The organism is endosymbiont of Galathealinum brachiosum (assembly GCA_003349885.1).
Taxonomy (GTDB): Bacteria; Pseudomonadota; Gammaproteobacteria; order SZUA-229; family SZUA-229; genus SZUA-229.
Window position 1 is genome coordinate 769636 of record QFXC01000013.1, and the last position, 24919, is coordinate 794554.

Consider the following 24919-nt stretch of genomic DNA (forward strand, 5'->3'; position numbering starts at 1 on the left):
AATGGATCTATCAAAACTACAAGAATTTGACATCAATGACATTGATGTTAATGACATTAAAAAAATTGGTAGTGCACCAACACCAGTAAAAGCTTTTCTTATCATTCTATTATGTTTAATCGCCGGTGGTGCTGGTGTATTTTTAGACACAAAAAAACAACTGGAAGCACTAGAAACGTTTGAAAAAGAAGAGCAAACACTACGAGTTACATTTGACCAGAAACAAAGTAAAGCAGCTAATCTTGAAGCTTACGCTCAACAGCTAGAAGATATGAAACAGTCTTTTGGTGCACTGCTTCGTCAATTACCGAATAAAACTGAAATCGAATCTCTGCTTACCGACATTTCTCAAACAGGGATCGCCAGTGGACTTGAAATTGAGTTTTTTAAACCTGAAGGTTTATCACCTAAAGAGTTTTATGCTGAATTCCCAATCAAATTAAGGGTCACCGGCCGATACCACCAGTTTGGAAAGTTTGTTAGCGGTGTCGCCGCCTTACCTCGCATTGTAACCATGCGAGATATTAGCATTAGCAAACCCAAAGATACCTCAGGTGTTCAACTGCAAATGGAAGTTACCGCAGTTACTTATCAATATCTAGACGAACAAGAGGATGTTTAATAATGTCCTTAAAACTTAAAAGTTCACTCTTGATATTAACCGTTATTTTAAGCGCATGTTCAAAAAACAATGACGATCTAACTGCTTATATTAACGAGACTAAAACCAAACATCTGGGTAGTGTAAAACCACTTCCTACGTTTGAACCTTATAAAAACTTCACATATGAAGCCGCTGAATTAAGAGATCCATTTGAAGCCGCTTTTGAGGCTGAAATAGGTAACGAAAACATATCAAACTCCAGTGGTTTACGTCCAGCAGCAAGTCGGCCAAAAGAACCTTTAGAGACTTACCCGTTAGACACGTTAAGAATGGTTGGTATTCTGGTGCAAAATGAAAACACCTGGGGCCTGGTAAAAGATCCAAACAATGTAGTACACAGAGTACAAACAGGTAATTATGCCGGCCAGAATGAAGGTCAGATAATTTCTGTTACAGAAAAACAAATAGACATTATTGAAATAATTCCGGATGGACTTGGCGGCTATATAGAACGTACAGCCTCTCTTGCCATTGGATCAAAATAAAAAAGTATGGAGCAATCATGAATAGCCTAATAACAAGCATTAAAAGTTCAATGCGTATAAAAATCATGCTTAGTTTCATGCTTATGATGCTATCGGGTTTAAATGTACAAACAGCAATAGCTGCTATTAATAATATTGAAGAGATAACGTACTCATCACTTCCAGGTAACCGGTTACAAATTAATATTAGACTAACTGAAGTGAGTGAAAAACCACTAAGTTTTAATATTGATAACCCTGCACGTATCGCTTTTGACTTTAAGAATACAAAAAGCAACCTGCCTAAAAGAAAACAACAAATAGGTATTGGTGTTGCTCAATCTTTAACAACTGTAACCGTTAAAAATAAAACCCGCGTCATTTTAAACTTATCAGATACTGTTCCTTACGATGTTTCAGTTAACAGAAATGTTGTATCTGTCACTCTTGAAAGTGAATCAACTAACGCTATAGAATCTGCGAAAGCTAAAAGCGGGCTTGCTGCAATGACGGATACTAGCGGCGGCAGCAGTAGAAGCGTTACAAAAATTGATTTCCGACGTGGAGACAAAGGAGAAGGTAGAGTACTGCTGTCTCTATCTGAAGCCAGCATTCCAATGGATATCTCTGAAGAGTTCGGCAAGGTTGTCGTGAGCTTTTCAAATACATCACTTCCGAAAGACCTTCATCAACGTCTTGATGTACTGGATTTTGCAACGCCTGTTAAAACCATTGATAGTTTCCAGATCGACGGTAATTCGCGCATTCTTATTGAACCAAGTCATAAAGATTTTACACATCTGGCCTACCAGACAGATAAGTTATTTACTATTGAGTTTATTCCAGTTTCAAAAAATGACCTAGAAGAACAGAAAAAAGCTAAATTCGGTTACACAGGTGAACGCCTGTCATTAAACTTCCAGGACATACCCGTCCGCGCAGTACTACAACTTATTGCTGATTTTACCGGCTTGAATGTTGTAGTGAGCGACTCGGTTGATGGCAATCTAACATTACGTCTGAAAAATGTTCCATGGGATCAGGCTCTCGATATTATCCTGAAAGCCAAAGGCTTATCAAAACGTGAATCTGGCAATGTAATGCTGATTGCACCGAGTGAAGAAATTGCCGCTCAGGAAAAAATTGACCTCGAAGCTCAGTCACAAATCACAGAACTTGCACCTATCCGTAGCGCATTTTTCGAAATTAACTTTGCTAAAGTGACTGATCTAGCACAGTTATTTGAAGGTGACGGTGAAGAAGGCAGTCTGACACTGCTCTCTCCTCGTGGCAGCGTGATAATGGATGAACGTACAAACACACTAATAGTGAAAGACACTGACGCTGTTATTTCTGAAATCAGACGCACACTGGCGAAACTTGATATCCCTGTTCGTCAGGTATTAATAGAATCACGAATTGTTATCGCAACCGATAACTTCAAGAAAGAACTTGGTGTTCGTTTTGGTGCTACCTCGGTAAGAGCTAATGGCTCAGATGGACTTAAAGCCACATCAGGCACAATTGGTGGTACTAATACAATTGTAGATAGTGGTATCGATAATCTGGGCAATACAGGTAGTGTTTTCCCTGTGACTTCACCTTCAGGTATAAGTGCAGACAGGTTAAACGTAAACATGCCCGTTGTTGGTGCGGCTGGCAGTATCGCATTTACAATTTTAAGTGGCGGCAACCTGTTAGATCTTGAGCTTTCGGCCTTACAGGCTGAAGATGATGGTGAAATAATATCTAGCCCTCGAGTGGTTACTTCTGACCGCCATGAAGCTTTCATTGAGCAGGGTGTAGAAATACCCTACTTATCAGCTACATCAAGCGGCGCAACTCAGGTTGAATTCAAGAAAGCGGTTCTTAGTATTAGAGTGACGCCTCAAATTACACCTGATGATCGAATCATAATGGATCTATCGGTTAATAAAGATGCGGTTGGTGAAGTGTTTGCCAATATACCAAGTATTGATACGCGCCAGGTAACCACTCAGGTACTGGTAGAGAATGGCGACACGATTGTTCTTGGTGGTATTTACGAAACTGAAACCCGCAATGAATTAGACAAAGTACCCGTATTAGGCGATCTACCATTAATAGGCAGTTTATTCAGGCATACTTTAGAAAGCACGGATAAACAAGAATTACTTATATTTGTAACGCCGAAGATTTTAAAAGATTCACTAAGTCTGTAATTAAAATATATTCGGGATATTGAGCATGAATAATAAATTAAAAATTTTAGCAACAGCATTAATGACGTTAGCGATGATAAGTTGCGCTGAAAACGAATCACCCTTTATTGAAGGTGGTAGTTCATCCAACAATATTGTTTCGGCAAAAAACTTTGCGCTTTCATTCGATGACCTGAGCCCTGATGTCTATGATGTTGCGAACGACATAACATTTACGAGCATACCTGTAGTCATTACTGTGAACGCCGGTGACCGTTTTCAAGCCAAGGTAACCGGAGGGACTGTTTTCTTTCGTACTGAAGTAGGTTTATTAGATAGCAGTAGTTGTGAGTTAGTTAATGGTACATGCTCGGTAAATTGGGTTAGTGCAATTGAACCTAACGCTAGACCTGCAGATAACATAAATACAGTCACTGCCTGGATGACAGGTGAAGAAGGTTTTACTGATTTGAATGGAAGCGGCATTTTTGATGACGGTGACATTTTCACACATGACTTATCAGATCCGTTTTTAGATCTAAGTCATGATGGACTCACACCAACTTACAATGCAGGCGTGGATGCTCTTATTATCGATACTGCATTTGATGCAGCCGATAGTGCGTATAGTGGAACAGGGTGTGCCCATTCAACATTGTGCGCCACTACATCCTCTACCTTTTTATTTGACACTCAGGAAATGGATTTAGCATTTTAAGTTTATAATTTGACCGCTAAAAGAACACTCTTTCCGGTTTCAGCTAAATAGTCACATTAAAAAACATTCCCTGTTTAACAGGGATTTGAAATTATCGCATATAGATAAAAAGCGCCTCCCTGACTGTTAGAAGCTGCATTCAAACTCTTAATATGACACTTCCCCTATAGCCTTACACTTTTACTGAATTTAACCCAAAAGGGATACGCGCACTTTTATAAATGATAAACTCCATTTTCTATGACCAACAAACAAAACATCTTTCTAATTGGCCCTATGGGCGCAGGCAAAACCACAATGGGGCGGCAGATAGCCAAGCGCCTGAACATGGATTTTGAAGATAGCGACCATGCTATAGAAGCACATACCGGTGTTGATATTCCTTTGATTTTTGAGAAGGAAGGTGAAGACGGTTTTCGTAAACGCGAAACCGCCATTATTGATGAACTGACACAAAAAACGCATTTAGTATTAGCCACTGGTGGTGGCGCAGTACTGGCTAAGGAAAACCGTCAGTACTTAAAAAACAGAGGCACTGTGATTTATCTTCACAGTGATATCAAGCATTTACTCGAGCGAGTCGGACACGATAAAAACCGCCCTCTTCTGCAAACTGCAGACCCCGCTGCTACCCTTAGAGAGATTATGAAAATTCGTGAGCCTTTGTATCGGGAAACCGCCGATATCATTATAAATACTGGGCAACAGTCGATTCGGGCAGTAATAAACGTTATGCTAGACAAATTAAGAAAATTCAATAGTACGTCAGGGTTAAAATGATTTCGTTAAAAGTTAATCTGGGTGAACGCAGTTATCCAATTTGTATTGGAGAAAACCTGCTTGATCAAGGTGAATTACTCACTCAACATATTCCCGGTAATAGTGCGCTTATCGTCAGCGATGAAACTGTTGCCCCTTTATACATGGACAAGGTAGAAAATGCTCTGAGCAATTTTCGCCATAAAACACTGGTTTTACCTGATGGTGAAGAGCACAAAAATTTAAATGTTTTAAATACTATCTATGACTCCCTGTTAGAAAACAAACTTGACAGAAACACCACCCTGATTGCTTTAGGTGGCGGAGTGATTGGTGATATTACCGGATTTGCAGCCGCTACATACCAACGTGGGGTTCACCTGATACAAATTCCCACCACACTGTTATCACAGGTAGATTCATCTGTTGGTGGTAAAACAGCGGTCAATCACCCGTTGGGTAAAAATATGATCGGGGCTTTTTATCAGCCTAAAGCCGTAATTGCCGATACCAGCACTCTGGATACACTCGAGCAGCGACAGTTATGTTCTGGTATTGCTGAAGTAATTAAATACGGCCTGATTCGAGATACTGCATTTCTTGAATGGCTAGAAAGCAATATCGACAAGTTACTTGATCGAGACCCTGAAGCACTTGCTTACGCTATTGAACGCTCCTGTCGCAACAAAGCAGAAGTCGTGGCAGCCGATGAAAGAGAAAGCGGTCAACGAGCATTACTCAATTTGGGACACACATTTGGACATGCCATAGAAACAGGTATGGGATATGGCGCGTGGTTACATGGTGAAGCAGTTGCCAGTGGTATGGTTATGGCTGCCCGTTTATCTAATAAACTGGGGTGGATAACAGAAAGCGATGTAGATCGAGTTATCAATATAATTGAACGAGCCAACCTGCCGGTTAAAGCACCTGAACAAATGAGCAGCGACAAATTTGTTGACCTTATGTCTCTGGATAAAAAAGTATCTGATGGTGTATTGAATCTGGTACTTTACAAATCATTAGGTAAAGCCGTTATTTCTAAAGACTATACTGATGCTATATTAAGAGAAACCATTTCAGAAAGTTATTAAGTCAGTATTTATTAGCCGGGATAAGAGAATATGAAACATGCATGAAGGATATGATTTACGCAATCTGGCGCCATATGCATGCAGTGAAGCAACTTCACGGGGGCGACTACATCAGGAGCCTGACCCTGTTCACCGGACACAATATCAGAGGGACAGGGATCGAATCATACATTCAGCCGCTTTCCGTCGTCTTGAATATAAAACACAGGTTTTTGTAAACCATGAAGGTGATCTGTTTCGTACTCGCCTGACCCATTCTCTTGAAGTTTCTCAAATTGGCAGATCTATTGCCCGTGAATTACATTTACATGAAGACCTTGCTGAAACTATCGCTATCGCACACGATCTGGGGCATGCACCCTTTGGCCATGCAGGTCAGGACGCATTAAACCGCTGCATGAAAAACTACGGTGGTTTCGAACACAACTTACAGTCGTTACGTGTCGTCGATGAGCTGGAAGAAAAATATGCAGAATTCCCCGGTCTTAATCTAAGTTTTGAATCCCGCGAAGGCATACTCAAACACTGTTCGACAAAAGATGCCCGTAACCTTGGTGAACTGGGCCAGCGATTTATCGATAAACATCAACCCAGCCTTGAAGCGCAGGCGTGTGATAAAGCAGATGAAATAGCGTATAACAATCACGACATAGATGATGGCGTTAGATACGGCCTAATTACCATTGAGCAATTACAGGAAACTCAACTGTTCAGAGAGCAATATGAAATTGTCATGCAGAAGTATCCTGACATTACACATAATTGTCTAATACACGAAGTCATTCGACGCATGATTAGTCGCATGGTTGTTGACCTGATTGATACCAGCCGCAATAAAATTCACGAACTGAATTTAAATCACCCCGATGATGCAAGGAACCAGAAGAAACAGGTCGTAGGCTTTAGTGAAGATATGCAAAAACAGACTCTTGAGCTAAAACGTTTCCTGATGACAAATTTATACCGTCATTATCGTGTTCAAAGAATGACAACAAAAGCAGAAAGAGTTTTAAATTCATTATTTGAAGCTTTTATAAATGATTTGCGCATATTACCGCCGGATGCTTTACAACATTGCAATAATTTAAAAGATAAAATTGGTGATAATGGAATTGCCCGGGGTGTATCTGATTATATCGCAGGCATGACAGATCGTTATGCTATTGTTGAATATGAGCGCATCTTCAACCCCAGACAATTATCTTTTGCTAACCTGATACCTTAAAAGTACCTTTATGGCTAAAAAAAATAACAATAAAATTACTGGTGAACTGAGCCAACAAAGCCTGGATTATTTAACATTAAAAAAACAACCTTTTGCCAGAGAAATACTGACTGAAGAAAGTTTTTTTAATAATCAGTCTCTCACTAAAATCACCGATAGCCTGAGTCACCAGATTCAATTTAGCGATTTACTTTTACTGGTTGAAGGAAGTGTGGGCTCTGGCAAAACATCCTTATTCAGACAGTTCATTCAATCAGATATTGCCAATACAAAAATTTTATCTATGCAGGCCGAGGCCACAGATACACTGGTTCAAATTCAACAGAAGATGTCTATTCATCTTCAGGATCTGGGGGATGCAAACCATCTGGAAGATAATTTAAAAAGCCTGCAAATGTTTGATCAGACACCTCTGATTATAATGGATAACACACACGTATTAAGCGACACCACATTACAGGAATTATTCCGCTACCAAAATCAGTTAAAACGGGAAAATGAGATCAACCTGAAAATACTGTTGTTTGCCAATTCAGGCATGATCGACACACTGCAAAAAATAACAGACATACAAACTGATCAAATGTATGTTCAAACTATGCCCGAACTTTCACCCAAACAACTGGATAGTTACATTACACATAAATTACGATGTGCAGGTTACTCCGGAGAACCTTTACTGGAAAGTAGTGACATTCAACAGTTGTTTAAAAAAGCCAATGGAACGCCTCTGGATATTATGAATCAGACAGCGCCAGTGATTGATAAAATTGTGGCTAACAAAATAAAACCACCTACTGCGGGCTGGATTAAAACGCTCATTATCATATTAATATTATCTGTGATAATTATCGGTAGTTATATTATTTATACTTATTTATTAAATGACAGGACCAATAATGCTTTACCTGCTGACACCGCAATTTTTGAACCTGACAGTGTCAAAGTAAACGCAAACACTCAAGAAATAATTGAACCTGTAATAAATAATGAAACAGATATAGCAGAAGTAATTAATGTACTTGAAAGCGATGAGACAGATGAAATTTCATTAGACGCGACACAGACAGGAGAGCCTCAAACTGTTCACGTCGAAACCAGCACAGATGATTCCGTAATAATGGAAACGACTGAAGCTGATAACATAAACATCAAGCAGGAAAGCCTTCAGGAAACAGTAGATGAGCCAGTACTCGAGCCAGAGGTAGTTGAAGAAAAAACCGTTGAAATAATCCCCGAGCCAATACAGGAAGCAGTTAAACCACTAAACCCTGCATTGTTACAACTTAATAAAATGGGCTTGCAGGATGCTAACTGGCTAAATCAACAAAACAGCAATAACTGGGCATTACAGATATTAGGTGCCAGAGAGCCAGAAACACTTTTAAAATTTGCCCGACAAAATAATTTAAGTGCAGACACTGCCTGGTATAAAACCTGGTTAACATCCAAACCCTATTATGTGCTGGTACATGGTAACTATATTAATCGAGATGAAGCACGTGTTGCAATTGCCGCTTTACCGCCAAAATTACGTTCATTGAAACCCTGGGTCAAAAGTATGAAATCAATACAACAGGCGTTGAAATAAACTTTTCAGTTTAAATTACAGATAAAAATTCACACTGCCGTGGAACACTTCCCTCGGGGAAAGAACGCTGCTTTTTGCGCTCTGTCCCCTTAACCCATACCACTAAAAACTGACAGTGCAAATACCCAGCTCCGTAAAACTCTTGATGGCATCAGTAAGGGGACGGAGCGCAAAAAATGCGATCCATCCCCAAGTGATACAAGTTTTGACTAACAACTAAAATGAAGTTTAATCTTTTGTATACCCACCACCACCGGGTGTTTTAATTGTTAAACGGTCACCTGCTTTTAACAGGCGTGAAAACTTTGCAGAACAACGCTCTCCATTTATCAGGTTTTCTCCCACTGCACCGTCACTCGCATTAATTCCCCACGGCGCATTTTTTCTCCTTTCTGTTAACAGAGTGACATGAGTATCCTGTAATAATGTAAATGACCGGATAAGTCCTTCTCCACCTGAGAACTCACCTTCACCTGCAGCTCCTTTTCTTAATGCATACTCATTTACCCTGAGTGGATAATTCATTTCAAGCACTTCAATCGGCGTATTGAGCGTATTAGTCATATGAGTCTGCACACCACTTAATCCATTAAACAAAGCATTGGCCCCCATACCGCCGCCTATCGTTTCATAATAATCCCATGCTTTATTATTGCTGGTCGCAACCGCGCCCATTGCCAGATTATTCATACTGCCATGGCTGGCAGCAGGCAGTTTTTCGGGTATCGTTTTTACTAACGCACCAATAATCACATCAACGATTCGAGTACTGGTTTCAACGTTACCTGCGGCAACCGCGGCCGGGCGACTGGCATTGAGCAAACACCCCTCAGGAGCTGATAAACTGATATGCCGAAAACTACCCGCACATGCCGGGGTATAATCAGGCATCAAACAACGAAAAACATAATAAACCGCGGCCGCTGCAACGGATAACGGGCAATTAATATTACCTTTGACCTGATTCGCAGTACCCGCAAAATCCACCATAATTGATGATTCATTAACCGTAATGGTTGCTTTGATTTTTATATCTATATTGCCCTGCCCATCATCGTCCATAACATCCGTAAAGTTATAAACACCCGGGGTAATTTCTTTTGTTGCATCTCTGGCAATACTGGCTGCATAGTCATTTAAGGCAATTAAAGCCTGTTCATACAGTTTTATTCCAAGACCTGAGATTAACTCCTGCAAACGCAGCAGGCCTCTTCTATTTGCACTGATTTGTGCCGAAAAATCACCATGAGACTGTTGAGGATTTTTTAATACAGACAATAGTTCATCCATAACATCGGCATCAACCCTGTCATTTTTTAGTAAATGAGTTGGAGGTATTATCAACCCTTCCTGACTTAACTCAGAAGATACCGGCATGGAACCGGGGCTATCAGCTCCAATATCTGCATGATGAGCTCGATTTGCGACAAAGCCCAATAGACTTTCCTCAAAAAATACCGGTGCAATCAATGTTATATCAGGTAGATGCGTACCACCGAGGTAAGGATCATTTAACACCACCATATCCCCTGGCTCCCAGTTGATCGCACGCACTATATCCCGGGCGGCATACGCCATACTGCCAAGATGCACTGGAATATGTGCAGCCTGTGCGCATAACTCTCCCTGCGCATCAAATACGGCGCATGAATAATCCAGACGATCTTTGATATTGGGTGAAAATGCGACCCGCTGAAGTACCGCACCCATTTCGTCACATACGGCCTCAATCCGGCTGGAGAACACACTTAACGCTATAACATCCATTGAAAACCCTAAAAACAATGATATAAGTCAAATAATACCTTGAAAAACAGACGCTTCTCACTTATCTTAATGCCCAACTAAAACACTCAAGTATTTTAACTGAAAATTAACAGGAAATTATTATGAATCCTTTATTATCTATCAAAGGCACAATTGCCGTTGGTTTTATTCTTGCTATGGCAGTAGCATTTGGCATGGGAACTCTAGAAACATTTAAAGGCATAGCAACAGTCTGGTTACATATTGCTGCTGGTATTACCTGGATCGGCTTACTGTACTACTTTAACTTTGTTCAAGTACCCGGTGTTGGTGCAGCATTAGCTAACCCAGATGGTCCACAGCCAGCAGCGATCAACAAATACATCGCGCCTACTGCATTACTTTGGTTCCGTATGGCAGCAGCCGTAACGTGGTTAGCTGGTATGGCATTATTAGCACAGCCTAAATTTTCTGCATTAGGCGGCGTTGTAGGTGCCTTCACATTCCAGGAAGGTATGCAAGTTATTGGTCTAGGCGCATGGTTAGGTACAATTATGTTATTTAACGTATGGGTACTGATCTGGCCTAACCAGAAGAAAATTCTAGGCCTTGACGGTCTTACTCATGAAGCAGATGTAATTGCAGGTGCTAAGAAAATTGCCCTACTAGCGTCTCGTACCAACACTGTACTATCTCTACCGATGCTATTATGCATGGTAGGTTCTGCTCACGGGCTATAAGAAATAATTAAGGTTATTTTTGCTTAACCTTAATTATGAAAAAAGGCAGTCCAGTTTCTGGACTGCCTTTTTTTTCGTCTCGAATAAAACGACCTGACGAGGTAAATACTTAAATACTGGTCTATTCTTTACAGTCATACAAACGGTAAAAACACATGACCAGTAAAAAACAGTCCTCATTTTTTAACGCCTGCCTCACCTGCCTGCTTTTGCTTACATCATTACAAATAGCCTATACATCAATTTCTTCTGCTGAAGATTTACCGGTCTTCACTTTAGGCGTCATCCCGCAGTTCAAAATGCACCGTATGCATGCAATATGGCAACCCGTGATAAAAAACCTTGAGAAAAGGACAGGATTTAAAATTAAATTAATCGTCCCAAATAGCATCCCTGAATTTGAGGGTCGCCTGTTATCAGGTGAATTTGATTTTGCTTATATGAACCCTTATGAAGTTTTACTCGCAAATAAATCAGCAGGTTATTTACCCGTCGCATTTGATAAAAGCCGCAAACTTCAGGGCATCATTGTGGCAAAGAAAAATGGGGATATTCGTGATATTTCGCAACTCGATGGCAAAGATGTTGCGTTCCCGTCATTTAATGCGCTGGGTGCGTCACTACTAGTGCGAGCTGAACTTAAGGATAAACATAATATAACAGTTAATAGCCGTTATTTACGCTCTCATGACAGCGTTTACTTTAATGTTGTGCAAGGGAATATCTCCGCAGGTGGTGGTGTTCAGAAGTCGCTGGCCAATCAACCTTCCATGTTACAGAGCAAACTAAAAGTCATATATAAAACGCAGGAGGTATCGGCCCATCCATTTGCCGTACACCCACGGATTAAAAAAAATATTAGTCAGCATTTTTATCAGGCCCTACTTGATATGAGCCAGACCCCTGATGGGTTAAAAAAACTAGAAAGGATTCCTTTATCCAGTATTTCACCGGCAAAACTAACAGACTATAAAGCACTCTCAAACATGCAACTGCATCGATATTACTCACAATAATAAGCCAGACACTCACATCAGATTATCTCTTACTCATCTATAATTTGAAAAAGCTGCAAAGACTAGTATAATTACGCGTTTCGCGGCAGCATTTACTGCCGTTTTTGCATTTTGGGCACATTAAAAACTAAAGCTGGAATTTAGCTGGATAACAAATGAGTGGATCTGATCATCTAATGAAAACCTATGCTCCTCTTGATGTCTGTTTTGACAGAGGTGAGGGCGTCTACCTGTATGATGACAAAGGTACAGAGTATCTGGATGCACTGGCGGGAATAGCCGTATGTGGCCTGGGTCATGCTCACCCGACTGTAACCAGCGCAATTCAGAGTCAGGCAGAAAAACTGTTGCATACATCAAATCTGTACTGCATCCAGAACCAGCAGCAATTAGCCGATAACCTGTGTCATGTTTCAGGTATGGAGCGGATATTTTTCTCCAACTCTGGTGCCGAAGCAAATGAAGCAGCGATAAAACTGGCAAGACTTTATGGTAACCAGCAGGATATTGAGAACCCCTCTATTATCGTTACCGACGGTAGTTTTCATGGCCGCACACTGGCAACCTTAAGTGCCACAGGTAATCGTAAGGTTCATGCAGGCTTTGAGCCTCTGGTAAGTGGTTTTATCCGCGCCCCATACAATGATGTTGAAGCGATTAAATCAATTGCTCAAAACAGCAGTAACACAGTAGCTGTACTGGTAGAACCCATTCAGGGTGAAGGTGGTATAACACTACCTGATGAGAATTATTTAACTGAATTACGCGCCATCTGCGATGAGAACAACTGGTTATTAATGCTTGATGAAATTCAAACAGGCATGGGCAGAACAGGCGCATGGTTTGCCTTTCAGCATAACAATATCAAACCTGATGTTATGACACTCGCCAAAGGTCTGGGTAATGGCGTACCGATTGGTGCCTGCCTGGCTCACGGCAAAGCTGCTGAGTTATTTCAACCGGGCAACCATGGCTCAACTTTTGGTGGTAACCCTCTGGCTTGCGCAGCGGCCAATGCAGTTATAGAAACTATTACTAAAGACGACTTATGCAAACGAGCAGATGAGCTTGGCAGAAGAATGCTTAATGGTTTTGAAGAACAGCTTAAAGGGCTTACATCTGTTAATTCGATTCGCGGAAAAGGCCTGATGATAGGCATTGAACTGGATCGAGACTGCCCTGAACTGGTTGCTCAAGCACTGGCTAAACATTGCTTAATCAATGTCACTGCCGGCAGTGTTGTACGCCTGCTTCCACCACTCATTTTGTCTGATGAACAGGCTGATACCATTGTTAATCTGGTCAGCTCGTTAATTAAAGACTTTTTAAACTAATTTAATAAGCGGAGACGCCCAATGGCGACGCGTCATTTTTTAAGCCTACTCGACCTCAACCCTACTGAACTCAAGCAACTAATTAAGCGCGCAAGCGAACTTAAAAAGATGCAACATGCTGGTGAGGTTTATGAACCATTAAAAAACAAAGTGCTGGCAATGATTTTTGAAAAGTCATCTACCCGCACCCGGGTTTCATTTGAAGCAGGAATGGTACAGCTGGGCGGTCACGCCATGTTTTTATCACCAAGAGATACTCAACTAGGTCGTGGCGAACCCATTGAAGACACTGCGCGCGTATTATCAAGCATGGTCGACATTATAATGGTGCGAACCTTTGAGCATGAGAAGATAACAACGCTCGCTAAATACTCATCTGTACCTGTTATAAATGGTTTAACTGACTGGCTTCATCCCTGCCAGTTACTGGCTGATATGCAGGCATGGTCAGAGCATCGAGGAGATATGCAGGGAAAAACGGCAACTTATGTTGGTGATGGCAATAACATGTGCCATTCCTATATCAATGCAGCACGTCAGCTAGATTTTAATTTAAATATCGCCTGTCCTGAAGGTTATGATCCTGACCCTGAGCTTGTTAAAGCAGCCGGTGACAGAGTTAACATCATCAGAAACCCCAAAGAAGCCTGTGAAAATGTAGATATGATCGTGACTGATGTCTGGGCCAGCATGGGTCAGGAAGAAGAACAAAAAGTACGTGAAGCTGCATTTGCTAATTTTCAGGTAAATGATGAACTAATGGGCGTTGCGAATAAAGATGCCCTGTTTATGCACTGCCTGCCAGCTCATCGGGGCGAAGAAGTCAGCGCCAGCGTTATCGATGGAAAACAAAGTGTAGTGTGGGATGAGGCAGAAAATCGTCTGCACGCTCAAAAAGCATTACTTGAGTTTTTACTAACCTCTGATTAGCCTGTTATCAACGTAGGGGAATCTTCCCCTATGCAGTCTGCGTCTTACGTAGTTTAAGGTATTTTTCTAAGACCTTATCCGTATCTTTAGCAAACTCGGTATACACAAAAGCCAGCCCATATAAACTCCGGCTCCCTATCACGATAGAACGTACAATCCTGGCTTTAACCAGCACTCTTTTGAATTCATCAGTAAAAGGCAGATCAAATGCCAGTTCAAAAACCTTACCCTCATCTGCTGGTGCGCCATATTCTATATAAATCCCGCCCATTGAAAGATCAACAGCCTGCCCATGAACGATGGATCCATCAGAAAGCCGTATGAAAACCTTTAAACTAACTCTAAATCGCTCATGACTTCTCTGTTCAGAAGGATCTGGCGCTTTTTCTGGCACACTTTCGGCTGATACTTCCTCTTCCATATCAATAACTTCTTCTGCCAATGGATATTCCTTCTACTAATTAGGTCCAATCAAGATACAATACGCGCATTAATAACAATCCACACCTGTAATCATCTAAGAATAATGAATTTCAAGCATCTCTGTTTATATAGCACCCTATTGGCCACCTCGCCAACACTGTTATGGGGATCTGATCAAGGTAACTATACCGGATCACTCGACTCCTGCCCTGCAGGTGACTACTCTGCTATCAAGTATAGTCCACCCCCGATATTTCCGGCTGATTCTATAGAATCAACAGACGTAAGTGCTGAACAGGTAAAAAATGCCGGTAAATCAGTTAGCACCTTTTCTGGTAATGTCGTGATAGAACGACATCAACTACGTTTACAAGCTGATACCGTTACACACAATAAAGATGCTCAAAAACTGGAACTGAACGGTAACATCCATGTCGATACTCAGAATATGGCACTGAGCGCAAGCAGCGGCTGGATGAACCTTGAGACCAGTGAAAGTGAATTTAAGGACAGCACTTACTATTTACCTGAAATGGGCCTAACGGGAAACACGCCTTTATTTAGTATCTCAGATGATAAAAGCACAATTCTACAGGACACACAATTTTCAACCTGTCCCACCAATAAACTCGACTGGCATATGGATACTGGCTGGCTTGAACTCGATCAGAGCACTGCAACCGGCACTGCAAAACACACTGTTTTCTGGTTAAGTGACGTACCTGTGTTTTATATCCCATGGATTCAGTTTCCACTGGGTGACGAAAGACGCAGTGGTTTTTTAATGCCCGGCATTGGTTTAACCAACAAAAGCGGTTTCGAATTCAGCACTCCCTGGTACTGGAATATCGCACCTAACCAGGATGCAATTATTACCCCCACTCACTTACGTAAACGAGGAGCCATGCTCGCAACTGAGTACCGCTACTTAACTCAAAGCAGCAGGGGTAATCTCGATTTCGAATATTTAGACCGGGATAAAGAGTTCAATGACAGACGCTATCTTGTACACTTTGAAAATAAAAGCAACCTGACAGAAAACTTAAACCTGAACCTGTTAGTTAATGATGCCTCAGACTCGGATTATTTACAGGATCTAGGCTCTAGTATTAATGTCGTTAATACAAGCCATCTGGAAAGAAATGCTAAATTAGATTATAAGAATGGCGCATGGAATGCAGGTTTAATGGTTCAGTCATATCAAACAATTGATGAAAATATTACACTTGATAACAGACCATACAAACGCCTTCCTCAGATCACACTAAACGGCAAGGGTGAACTTGCTGAAATGGATAACAGTTATCTTCTGGGCTCCCTTGATACTGAATGGACTGAATTTGAACATGAAAATACCTTAAAAGCTCAGGGCTCACGATTTCATATTTATCCAAAACTAAGTCTGCCAATTGAAGGCAACGCATGGTTTGTTAAACCCAGTGCCGGTTATATATTTACACAGTATGATACCACTGATAACTCAGGCAATGATGCCAACCTTGATAACCTTGGCCTGAGTGTATTCAGTCTGGATAGTGGATTATTTTTTGAACGTGACATAAGTGAAAGCCCCTTTTTGCAAACACTGGAACCACGCCTGTTTTATTTAAACATTCCGTTTGAAGACCAGTCTTTAAATCCTTTATTTGATACCTCAGAGCAGGACTTCAGTTTTGCGTCTCTATTTCGTGAAAATAGATTTAATGGCATCGACCGTGTTGGTGATGCCAACCATTTAACACTGGCATTAAGTTCACGTATCATAAATAAAGAAACTGGCCGTGAACTTTTTAATATGAGTATTGGTCGTATTTATTACTTTGATGATCAACAGGTCACCTTAAACACAAATGACCCCGTTAATACATCTGATAGTTCTGACATCATTACTGAAATTGGTGGCAACCTTGATCTGTGGCGAGCCAGAGCAACTTATCAATGGAATACAGAAACAAACACATCAGACAAACGCAGCATTCAGTTCAGTTATGCAGCCTCTGATGAAGCTGTATTCAATATAGGGTACCGTTTTCATCGTGAAGAAATTGAAACAGAGAATCTGGAACAAACCGACATTTCATTTGCATGGCCATTTGCACAGAATTACTCGTTATTAACCCGTTGGAATTATTCCCTGACAGAAGAACGTGATAATGAAACATTAATAGGACTGCAATATGAATCCTGTTGCTGGGCATTACGTCTGGTTTCTCAACGTTATATTACAGATGATTTAGATGATCCTTACGACACGTCTATTATGCTTCAATTTGTGCTTAAAGGTTTCGGTAGCATTTCAGACAAAGACGCAACCAGCACACTCAAACATGCTATCCTTGGATATCAACCGGACTATTAACATGCAGCACAACAGAATGAATTTTTTCTCTTTATTATTACTCTCTGGAATTACACTTTTTTCTTCTCAACTACTTGCTATTGAAGAAATAGACTCGGTTGCAATTGTTGTAAACGAAAACATTATTAGCAATCAGGAAATAAGTATTCGATTTGATGATTTCAAACGCCAGTTAGAATTACAGGGTAAATCTCTTCCACCTGAAAAGCTCCTTAAAAAGCAGGTTATTGAACGAATTATATTAGACAGTATTCAATTACAACTAGCTAAAGCCCAGGGCATTCGTATCGACGATCTTCAACTAAATAAAGCACTTGAGTCTATTGCAAAAAAGAACCGCACTACACTCGATGAAATGCATTTACTTCTTGAACAAAAAGGCATCAGTTACAAAAATTTTCGCGAACAAACTCGTAAAGACATGATCATACGCCAACTTCAAAAACGTATGATTTATAGCCGCGTAAAAGTATCACAACAGGAAATTGATATTTTTCTGGAACAACAAAAACAGTCCGGTGATTCAGCTAATGATAAATACCATCTGGCCCATATCCTTATTGCTACACCTGAAGCAGCATCACCTGAAGACGTAACTAAAGCATTAGAAAAAGCCGATAAAGTCATTGACCAGTTAAACCAGGGGCAAGCTTTTAATGATGTCGCATTACGCTTTTCAGACGGTCGCCACGCATTAAAAGGTGGTGACCTGGGTTTACGTAGTGCGGCACAACTTCCTTCATTATTTCTTGATGCTGCTCGACGATTGAAGGTAGACGAAATAACTGTCCCGCTGCGCAGTGCTGGCGGATTTCACATACTTAAACTGATCAACAAAAAAACAAAACAGCATATTGTTAAACAAACTCACGCCAGACACATCTTGATTAAAGCAGATGAGATAACCAGTAATGAAGATGCTCGAAAACAACTTAACGAAGTTAAACTAAAGCTGGATAAAGGTGAGGATTTCGCAAAACTGGCAGCCGAATATTCTCAGGATCCAGGATCAAAGAGTAATGGCGGCGACCTCGGCTGGGCATCAGAGGGTACATTTGTTCCCCGCTTTAATGAGGTGATGAATTCACTTAATGAAGGCCAGTTATCAGAACCATTTAAAAGCCAGTTTGGCTGGCATATTCTTCAGGTTTTAGAGCGCAGACAACAGGATGAGACTGAACAGCTTATTCGACAAAAAGCAGAGCTTGCCATTCAAAACCGTAAGGCCGATGAAGAACTTCAGCTGTGGCTGCGACGTGCACGCGATGAAGCATATGTAGAATACCGCATCGAGACAGACAGTTAAAAATGTTACCTGTTATTGCTATCACTCCCGGTGAACCTGCAGGAATAGGCCCTGATCTGGCTATATTAACCGCACAGGATAATTACGACTGCAACAGAGTTTATTTTGCTGATCCAGAGATGCTGCATCAAAGAGCGCAGGCTCTTGGCATCAATATTAATATCGAAGTTATTCAATCAGCTGCTCATATAAAAGAACCACGAGACAACACGATGTACGTAGTCCCGGTTGAGCTTGCCAGCTCTGCAACACCTGGAGTACTCGACAAATCAAATGCTCAGTATGTACTGGAATGCATACGCCTGGCAGTAGAGTCACAGCAAAACAATAATACTCATGCGTTAATGACCGGTCCGATACATAAGGGCGTGATTAATGAAGCAGGCATTAAGTTTTCTGGACACACTGAATACCTCGCAGAATTAAGCTCTGGAACACCGGTTATGATGTTAGCCGCTGAAGCCGAAAAATTACGCGTAGCATTAGTCACAACACATTTACCCATTAGCCAGGTAAGTAATGCCATTAATAAAGAAAACTTAAAACAGACCATTTCAATCTTACATAATGACCTTCAAAAAAAATATGGCATTAATAAACCACACATTCTAGTTTGTGGGCTGAACCCACATGCAGGTGAAAATGGTCATATGGGAATGGAAGAAATAGAAACTATATCTCCTGTTTTAGAGAACATGCGACAACAGGGAATGAATCTAACCGGTCCATTACCTGCTGATACACTGTTTACTCCAAAGTACTTAAAAGATGCTGATGCTGTACTGGCTATGTACCATGACCAGGGTTTACCCGTTTTAAAGCACGTTGGGTTTGGCCATGCTATTAATATAACCTTAGGTTTGTCTATCATCCGCACATCAGTCGATCACGGCACGGCGCTAGATCTTGCTGCCACCACCCATATTGATAACGGAAGTTATATTGCAGCTTTAGAAACAGCTGTTCATCTGGCAAATAATCAGACCATTACAACGGCGACTTAATTATGGCTATACAACATCGTGCAAAAAAACGTTTCGGCCAGAATTTTTTATCTGATCCAGGCATAATCCAACGCATCATCCAGAGCATTAATCCAAAATCCGGGCAACGCCTCATTGAAATAGGGCCTGGCCTCGGGGCGATAACCTGTCCTGTTTTAAACTTAGTCGGAGAAATGGATGTAATAGAACTGGACAGGGATATCGTGCCCAAACTTCAGCTTAACTGTGGCCTCGACGCCGTACAGAACAATCAACTTCGTATACACAATGTTGATGTTTTAAATTTTGATTTTTCAAAGCTGGGTTATGATGAGCCTTTACGTATTATAGGCAACCTGCCTTATAACATTTCTACACCTATAATTTTTCACCTCGTTGAACACAGTAAATTAATTCAGGATATGTACTTCATGCTACAAAAAGAAGTTGTACTGCGCCTTGCTGCTAAACCAGATACCAGTAATTACAGTCGGTTATCGGTTATGGCACAATATTATTTTCAGGTCGATGCCCTTTTCCTCGTTCCACCTGAGTCATTCGACCCTATACCCAAGGTCGAATCAGCCATCGTACGTCTGGTGCCTCACAAAGATAAACCTGTCAAAGTCGATGACGACAAAGCATTTGGCAAACTGGTAACTCAAGCCTTTTCACAACGCCGAAAAACCTTACGTAATGTACTGAAAGGCATATGTAGCGCACAACAACTAGAATCTATTGGTATTGACCCCTCACTACGCGCCCAATCGCTTACTTTGCAGCAGTTTGCTGATATTTACAATGCAGTGGCATAGATTTAACCACTGAATTTTTTCCTGTATTTTGGTAAACTGTAACCAAACAGACTGGTGATACCTTATGAATAATGACTCTTATAAAATTAGTGTGGAAGTGACCCCTAACTATATTGAAGAACAATCAAAACCAGAACACGAGCATTTTGTCTTCTCATACACAGTCACTATCATCAATGAAGGAGATAAACCTGCACGCCTGCTTACTCGGCACTGGGTCATTACAGATGGGCAGGGTGAAGTACAGGAGGTTAAAGGCGATGGTGTTGTCGGTGAACAACCTTACCTGAAACCTGGAGAAGGGTTTCAGTATACCAGCGGCACCATGATGAAAACACCCAATGGATCTATGGCCGGAAGTTACCAGATGATTGCAGATGACGGATTTCATTTTGATGCCGATATACCCGAATTTTACCTACTATCTCCTACAACTTTACATTAATTTAAATTAATAAATTATAGCGAGAGTAAAAATGGGGCTTAAATTTAGTTATACCCTGTTAGCACCTGTATACGATTCAATAGTTGGTTCTGCAACTCAGAAAATGCGCTTAACAAGCCTGCAAAGACTTAATCGATCAACACCTCAAAATATATTAATCAATGGAATCGGCACCGGGCTTGATATTCCTTTTCTTCCCGAACATCATAATTACACCGCAACCGACCTCACTCCGGCCATGCTTAATAAATGTGATGCACGACTTTCACAACACAATTTAAATATGAAGTTACATACAACCGATGTAATGCAACTTCCTTTTAATGACGATCACTTCGATATTGTTTTAATGAATTTAATTCTTGCTGTCGTTCCTAATCCTGCTTTAGCTCTACAGGAAGCAAGCAGGGTAGTTAAGCCAGGTGGAAAAATTTATATAATGGACAAATTTATTAAACCAGGTCAGTTAGCATTAACCAGGCGTTTACTTAATTTATTTATGCAGCATATAGCAACACGCACTGATGTTGTATTTGAAAAATTACTTGATCATTGCCCCGAGCTTGAATTATTACAAGACAAGCCTGCCCTTATGAGTGGCTGGTTTCGCTTAATTGATCTCGAAAAAAACATTAAATAACCGAATCTGGAAATATAAAAACAAATGGCTACTTACGCAATTGGAGACATACAGGGATGCTACAGACAGCTCAAAGAATTATTAGTAAAACTTGAGTTCAATCCAGATAAAGATAAACTCTGGTTTGCCGGAGATATTGTTAACCGTGGTCCTGATTCATTAAAAACAATTCGCTACATTAAATCACTAGAAGATAATGCTATAACTGTTCTGGGCAACCATGACCTACATTTACTAGCGGTTGCTAATGGCCGAAAAAAACAGAGTAAAAAGGACACCATACAACCAATACTTGAAGCAAGCGACTCAGATAGTTTACTTGACTGGTTATTGCATCGTCCGCTTGTACATTATCAGAAAAAGAATCATATCTGTCTTGTTCATGCTGGCGTTTACCCCGACTGGTCTCTTAAACAAATTTTAAGTTATTCAAAAGAAATGGAGAATATCTTACAGGGCCCTAAATCACATGAATTTTTTCACCATATGTATGGAGACAAACCAAAAAAATGGTCTAACAACTTAACTGGGTGGGATAGACTTCGTTTTATCACAAATTGTTTTACAAGAATGCGTTATATTAATGATGATTTAAAACTTTGCCTAAAAGAAAAAGGTGCTCCTGGTAACAAGGATGATCACATTCATCCATGGTTTGCATTTGAAAGAGAAGAAGAGGACTTAAATATTGTGTTTGGTCATTGGTCGACACTTACCGATCCTAAAGAAAAACACTTTTACCCATTAGACACAGGATGTTTATGGGGTGGAAAACTAACCGCACTTAAAATAAATAGTAAATTAAAAAAAAGAACATCTATAAACTGCCCTAAATCTCAGTCAATTATATAGTTATTTATTTTTTCGCTCATAAGTAACAATATTAAAGTCGAAATTATTTCTTTCATCTTTTCGAATAAAAAATTCGTTAATAATATTCCATTCAAGCACGTCAAACTCTGGAAACCACGCATCACCTTCACATTCTGCATCAACATGCGTTAAATACAACCGATCTGACTTTTCGATCATCTGTTGATATATATTCGCACCACCAATAATCATTACTTCTTCTATGTCACTGACTAACTGAAGTGCAGCATCAATACTATTAACAGAGGTAATCCCATCAGCAGAAAAGCCATTACGACTAATAACTATATTCTGTCGTCCTGGCAATGGACGACCAATTGATTCAAATGTTTTACGCCCCATAATTACGGGCTTACCCATTGTAATTTCTTTAAAGTGCTTAAAATCAGCAGGTAGATGCCAGGGCATTCCGTTATCGGCCCCTATTAATCTATTTTTATCGAGTGCTGCAATAAGAGAAATAATCATATTAAACCGAAAATGGATATGAAATTGGTTCATGATGCTGATAGTCGGTAACTTCAAAATCATCCAGTGTCACCCATGTTTCCAGATCTTCAAGTGATTTAATATCAGGATTAATTTCGAGTCGTGGTGATGGAAAGGGTTCACGTTTAAGTTGAACATCTCTCATTAATTCAAGCTGATCTTCATATATATGCGCATTAACAATCTTATGATATGCCAGTCCCGGTTTATTACCCGTAATTTGTGCCATAATTTTTAAAAAGAAGAAAACCTGAACCTGATTAAAATTTTGCCCCAGAGGAATATCACATGACCGCTGATATGATGTTAAATACAAGGTATCTCCTAGCAACGAAAAAGTATGCGTATGCATACAGGGGCGTAGACAGCCCATATGAAATTCACCGGGATTATAAAAACTTAAAATTTCACCTCGATCATCAATACCTTTAGAAAGGTTATCTACAATTTTTTTCAGTTGATCAATTTTACCGCCATCAGGCTTTTTCCAGTTACGTCCTTGCACACCATAGACGCGCCCCATATCATCTTCACCTTTACGATGTGAATTCTCGAGCCAGACTTTATTATCATTGGCATTTGCATCCCATGTTTTGGTACCAAGAGCACGAAAGTCTGCTGCATTATCATATCCACGTATATAACCAAGGAATTCAGCAATAGCAGATCTCCAATAACTTTTACGTGTCGTAACCAGTGGAAATTCATTCGCTCCAACATCATATGTTAAATCAGCATTAACAACAGTCAGACATTTTTTACCCGTTCGTTTATTCTCAATCCAGTGTCCTTCATCGATAATACGTTGACACAAATCTAAATACTGTTTCATGATGATAAGTTACTTTGTTTTTTGTATGACATTATAAGAATAGTTAAACCAAAAATCACCATAGGTATAGAGAGTTGCTGTCCCTTACTCATCCAGTCGAACATAACAAATCCAAGGTGAGCGTCAGGTGTACGGAAGAATTCCGTTATAAAACGTAACATTCCATAACTGATCATAAATACACCACTTACCGCCATTATTGGTCTTGGTTTGCGAGAGTAAATAAATAAAATCAAAAATAGAATAACACCTTCTGTAAGCGCCTGATAAAGCGATGATGGATGTCGAGCTATTTTATCTCCATAATCTATTGCCCATGGCAAAGCGCTATCCACAGGGCGACCCCATAATTCTTTATTTATGAAATTACCAATCCTGCCAAAACCTAGTCCAAGCGGAACCATAACGGCAATAAAGTCACTTACCTGAAAAAATGTTCTTCCTGTTTTACGGCCGAATAAATACAGGCCTAAAAACACACCTAACATACCTCCATGGAATGACATTCCGCCTTCCCATATACGAAATATAATTACTGGATTTTCTATAAATTTATCAAAATTATAAAAAAATATATATCCTATCCTGCCACCAAGAATCACACCTAACGCGCCATAAAACAACACATCAGATACCTGATCTTTTGTCCAACCAGAGTTAGGTTGCTTTGCACGATAGTTACCAACTGCCCAGGCTGATAAAAATGCGAGCAGATATGTTAAGCCATACCAGTGTATTTGTGCGAAGCCTAAATCAAGGGCAACTGGATCTATTGTGGGGTATAAAATCATGAGAGGAATATTATCAGATTTATCATCTGATATTTAAGTATGTTTTGTATTTGTTAATTTTAAATAACAATCACTGTCAAAAACAGAAAAATAATTAGATATTACTGCGCTTTCCTTCAGTAGGGTGGGACAACTCTAACCCCTTTTTGATGCCATCAAAACTCGTTAGTTTTTTCTCCGACTCTGTTAAACACGGTTGTTAGTTATCCGTTGATAACTATGATGTCCTAACGGAGTCGTCACGACACCAATAACTTCTGTGGCATCACTAAGGGGAGGAGCGCAAACAGCGCGTTCCATCCCCGCGTGCGATGTAGCTTTGCTTTATCTAGCTCGATCTTTATTTCGTTCTTTATCTTGTCTGCTCTTTTTCTGGGATTAAAATACGGCTGTCTCTGCATTTTCTACAGACAAAAAAATACCCGGGCCATTGCGGGCCCGGGTATTTTAGGTGTTAAATCCTGGCAGTGTCCTACTCTCACATGGGGAGACCCCACACTAC

The 24919-nt window shown here is 40.4% G+C and carries 24 protein-coding genes; 19 read left to right on the forward strand and 5 right to left on the reverse strand.

What is annotated here, in order from left to right:
- Position 1 precedes the first annotated feature (1 nt).
- From DIZ80_16435 to DIZ80_16470, 8 genes are all read left to right on the forward strand, one after another.
- Complete coding sequence (locus DIZ80_16435) at positions 2 to 622, forward strand: pilus assembly protein PilO (GenBank protein ID RDH81655.1); 621 nt, start codon at positions 2 to 4, stop codon at positions 620 to 622.
- 2 nt (positions 623 to 624) lie between these two features.
- Positions 625 to 1149 carry a hypothetical protein gene (locus DIZ80_16440; GenBank protein RDH81656.1) on the forward strand — a complete coding sequence of 175 codons (525 nt, stop codon included), beginning with the start codon at positions 625 to 627 and terminating at the stop codon, positions 1147 to 1149.
- Positions 1150 to 1226: 77 nt separating this feature from the next.
- On the forward strand, positions 1227 to 3329 hold the full coding sequence (locus DIZ80_16445) for a type IV pilus secretin PilQ (GenBank protein RDH81731.1): 2103 nt from the start codon (positions 1227 to 1229) through the stop codon (positions 3327 to 3329).
- Between the two features lie 25 nt (positions 3330 to 3354).
- On the forward strand, positions 3355 to 4026 hold the full coding sequence (locus tag DIZ80_16450; GenBank protein RDH81657.1) for a hypothetical protein: 672 nt from the start codon (positions 3355 to 3357) through the stop codon (positions 4024 to 4026).
- Positions 4027 to 4266: 240 nt separating this feature from the next.
- Positions 4267 to 4806, forward strand: a complete 540-nt coding sequence (locus DIZ80_16455; GenBank protein RDH81658.1) for a shikimate kinase AroK — start codon at positions 4267 to 4269, stop codon at positions 4804 to 4806.
- Positions 4803 to 5879 carry a 3-dehydroquinate synthase gene (locus DIZ80_16460; protein ID RDH81659.1) on the forward strand — a complete coding sequence of 359 codons (1077 nt, stop codon included), beginning with the start codon at positions 4803 to 4805 and terminating at the stop codon, positions 5877 to 5879. Before DIZ80_16455 ends, DIZ80_16460 begins: the two co-directional genes overlap by 4 nt.
- Before the next feature lie 37 nt (positions 5880 to 5916).
- Positions 5917 to 7104, forward strand: coding sequence for a deoxyguanosinetriphosphate triphosphohydrolase (locus DIZ80_16465; protein ID RDH81660.1), 1188 nt, complete (start codon positions 5917 to 5919; stop codon positions 7102 to 7104).
- A gap of 10 nt (positions 7105 to 7114) precedes the next feature.
- On the forward strand, positions 7115 to 8695 hold the full coding sequence (locus DIZ80_16470) for a hypothetical protein (protein ID RDH81661.1): 1581 nt from the start codon (positions 7115 to 7117) through the stop codon (positions 8693 to 8695).
- Positions 8696 to 8923: 228 nt separating this feature from the next.
- Here DIZ80_16470 and DIZ80_16475 read toward each other — a convergent pair whose 3' ends face one another.
- Complete coding sequence (locus DIZ80_16475; protein ID RDH81662.1) at positions 8924 to 10462, reverse strand: 5-oxoprolinase; 1539 nt, start codon at positions 10460 to 10462, stop codon at positions 8924 to 8926.
- 122 nt (positions 10463 to 10584) lie between these two features.
- Here DIZ80_16475 and DIZ80_16480 point away from each other — a divergent pair, with 122 nt between their 5' ends.
- The 4 genes from DIZ80_16480 to argF all read left to right on the forward strand — a co-directional run bounded on the left by DIZ80_16480 (position 10585) and on the right by argF (position 14461).
- On the forward strand, positions 10585 to 11181 hold the full coding sequence (locus DIZ80_16480; GenBank protein RDH81663.1) for a hypothetical protein: 597 nt from the start codon (positions 10585 to 10587) through the stop codon (positions 11179 to 11181).
- A gap of 155 nt (positions 11182 to 11336) precedes the next feature.
- On the forward strand, positions 11337 to 12197 hold the full coding sequence (locus tag DIZ80_16485) for a phosphate ABC transporter (protein ID RDH81664.1): 861 nt from the start codon (positions 11337 to 11339) through the stop codon (positions 12195 to 12197).
- A 176-nt stretch (positions 12198 to 12373) separates the two neighbouring features.
- The gene (locus DIZ80_16490) at positions 12374 to 13531 is read left to right on the forward strand and encodes an aspartate aminotransferase family protein (GenBank protein ID RDH81732.1); all 1158 of its coding nucleotides are present in this window, start codon (positions 12374 to 12376) and stop codon (positions 13529 to 13531) included.
- A gap of 21 nt (positions 13532 to 13552) precedes the next feature.
- The gene (gene argF / locus DIZ80_16495; protein ID RDH81665.1) at positions 13553 to 14461 is read left to right on the forward strand and encodes an ornithine carbamoyltransferase; all 909 of its coding nucleotides are present in this window, start codon (positions 13553 to 13555) and stop codon (positions 14459 to 14461) included.
- 28 nt (positions 14462 to 14489) lie between these two features.
- Here argF and DIZ80_16500 read toward each other — a convergent pair whose 3' ends face one another.
- On the reverse strand, positions 14490 to 14903 hold the full coding sequence (locus tag DIZ80_16500) for a hypothetical protein (protein RDH81666.1): 414 nt from the start codon (positions 14901 to 14903) through the stop codon (positions 14490 to 14492).
- An 84-nt stretch (positions 14904 to 14987) separates the two neighbouring features.
- On the opposite strand from DIZ80_16500, the gene DIZ80_16505 reads away from it, so the two are divergent.
- From DIZ80_16505 to DIZ80_16535, 7 genes are all read left to right on the forward strand, one after another.
- Positions 14988 to 17243, forward strand: a complete 2256-nt coding sequence (locus DIZ80_16505; protein RDH81667.1) for a hypothetical protein — start codon at positions 14988 to 14990, stop codon at positions 17241 to 17243.
- Positions 17122 to 18549 (forward strand): molecular chaperone SurA, encoded by a 1428-nt coding sequence (locus DIZ80_16510; protein ID RDH81668.1) that lies wholly within the window; start codon positions 17122 to 17124, stop codon positions 18547 to 18549. The genes DIZ80_16505 and DIZ80_16510 overlap by 122 nt, the downstream gene beginning before the upstream one ends.
- Before the next feature lie 2 nt (positions 18550 to 18551).
- Positions 18552 to 19553 (forward strand): 4-hydroxythreonine-4-phosphate dehydrogenase PdxA, encoded by a 1002-nt coding sequence (gene pdxA / locus DIZ80_16515; GenBank protein ID RDH81669.1) that lies wholly within the window; start codon positions 18552 to 18554, stop codon positions 19551 to 19553.
- 2 nt (positions 19554 to 19555) lie between these two features.
- Positions 19556 to 20347: a 16S rRNA (adenine(1518)-N(6)/adenine(1519)-N(6))-dimethyltransferase gene (locus tag DIZ80_16520; GenBank protein ID RDH81670.1), complete on the forward strand. Its 792-nt coding sequence runs from the start codon at positions 19556 to 19558 to the stop codon at positions 20345 to 20347.
- Between the two features lie 64 nt (positions 20348 to 20411).
- Entirely contained in the window at positions 20412 to 20792 is a 381-nt protein-coding gene (locus DIZ80_16525; GenBank protein ID RDH81671.1) for a Co2+/Mg2+ efflux protein ApaG, read from the forward strand.
- Between the two features lie 31 nt (positions 20793 to 20823).
- On the forward strand, positions 20824 to 21432 hold the full coding sequence (locus tag DIZ80_16530; GenBank protein RDH81672.1) for a phosphatidylethanolamine N-methyltransferase: 609 nt from the start codon (positions 20824 to 20826) through the stop codon (positions 21430 to 21432).
- Positions 21433 to 21456: 24 nt separating this feature from the next.
- Positions 21457 to 22284 (forward strand): diadenosine tetraphosphatase, encoded by an 828-nt coding sequence (locus DIZ80_16535; GenBank protein ID RDH81673.1) that lies wholly within the window; start codon positions 21457 to 21459, stop codon positions 22282 to 22284.
- On the opposite strand, the gene DIZ80_16540 is transcribed toward DIZ80_16535, so the two are convergent.
- From DIZ80_16540 to DIZ80_16550, 3 genes are read right to left on the reverse strand one after another with little or no spacing between them, the layout of a single operon-like run.
- Positions 22285 to 22773 (reverse strand): type 3 dihydrofolate reductase, encoded by a 489-nt coding sequence (locus DIZ80_16540; protein RDH81674.1) that lies wholly within the window; start codon positions 22771 to 22773, stop codon positions 22285 to 22287.
- Between the two features lies 1 nt (position 22774).
- Entirely contained in the window at positions 22775 to 23626 is an 852-nt protein-coding gene (locus DIZ80_16545) for a thymidylate synthase (GenBank protein ID RDH81675.1), read from the reverse strand.
- Complete coding sequence (locus tag DIZ80_16550; GenBank protein ID RDH81676.1) at positions 23623 to 24417, reverse strand: prolipoprotein diacylglyceryl transferase; 795 nt, start codon at positions 24415 to 24417, stop codon at positions 23623 to 23625. The genes DIZ80_16545 and DIZ80_16550 overlap by 4 nt, the downstream gene beginning before the upstream one ends.
- Positions 24418 to 24919 lie beyond the last annotated feature (502 nt).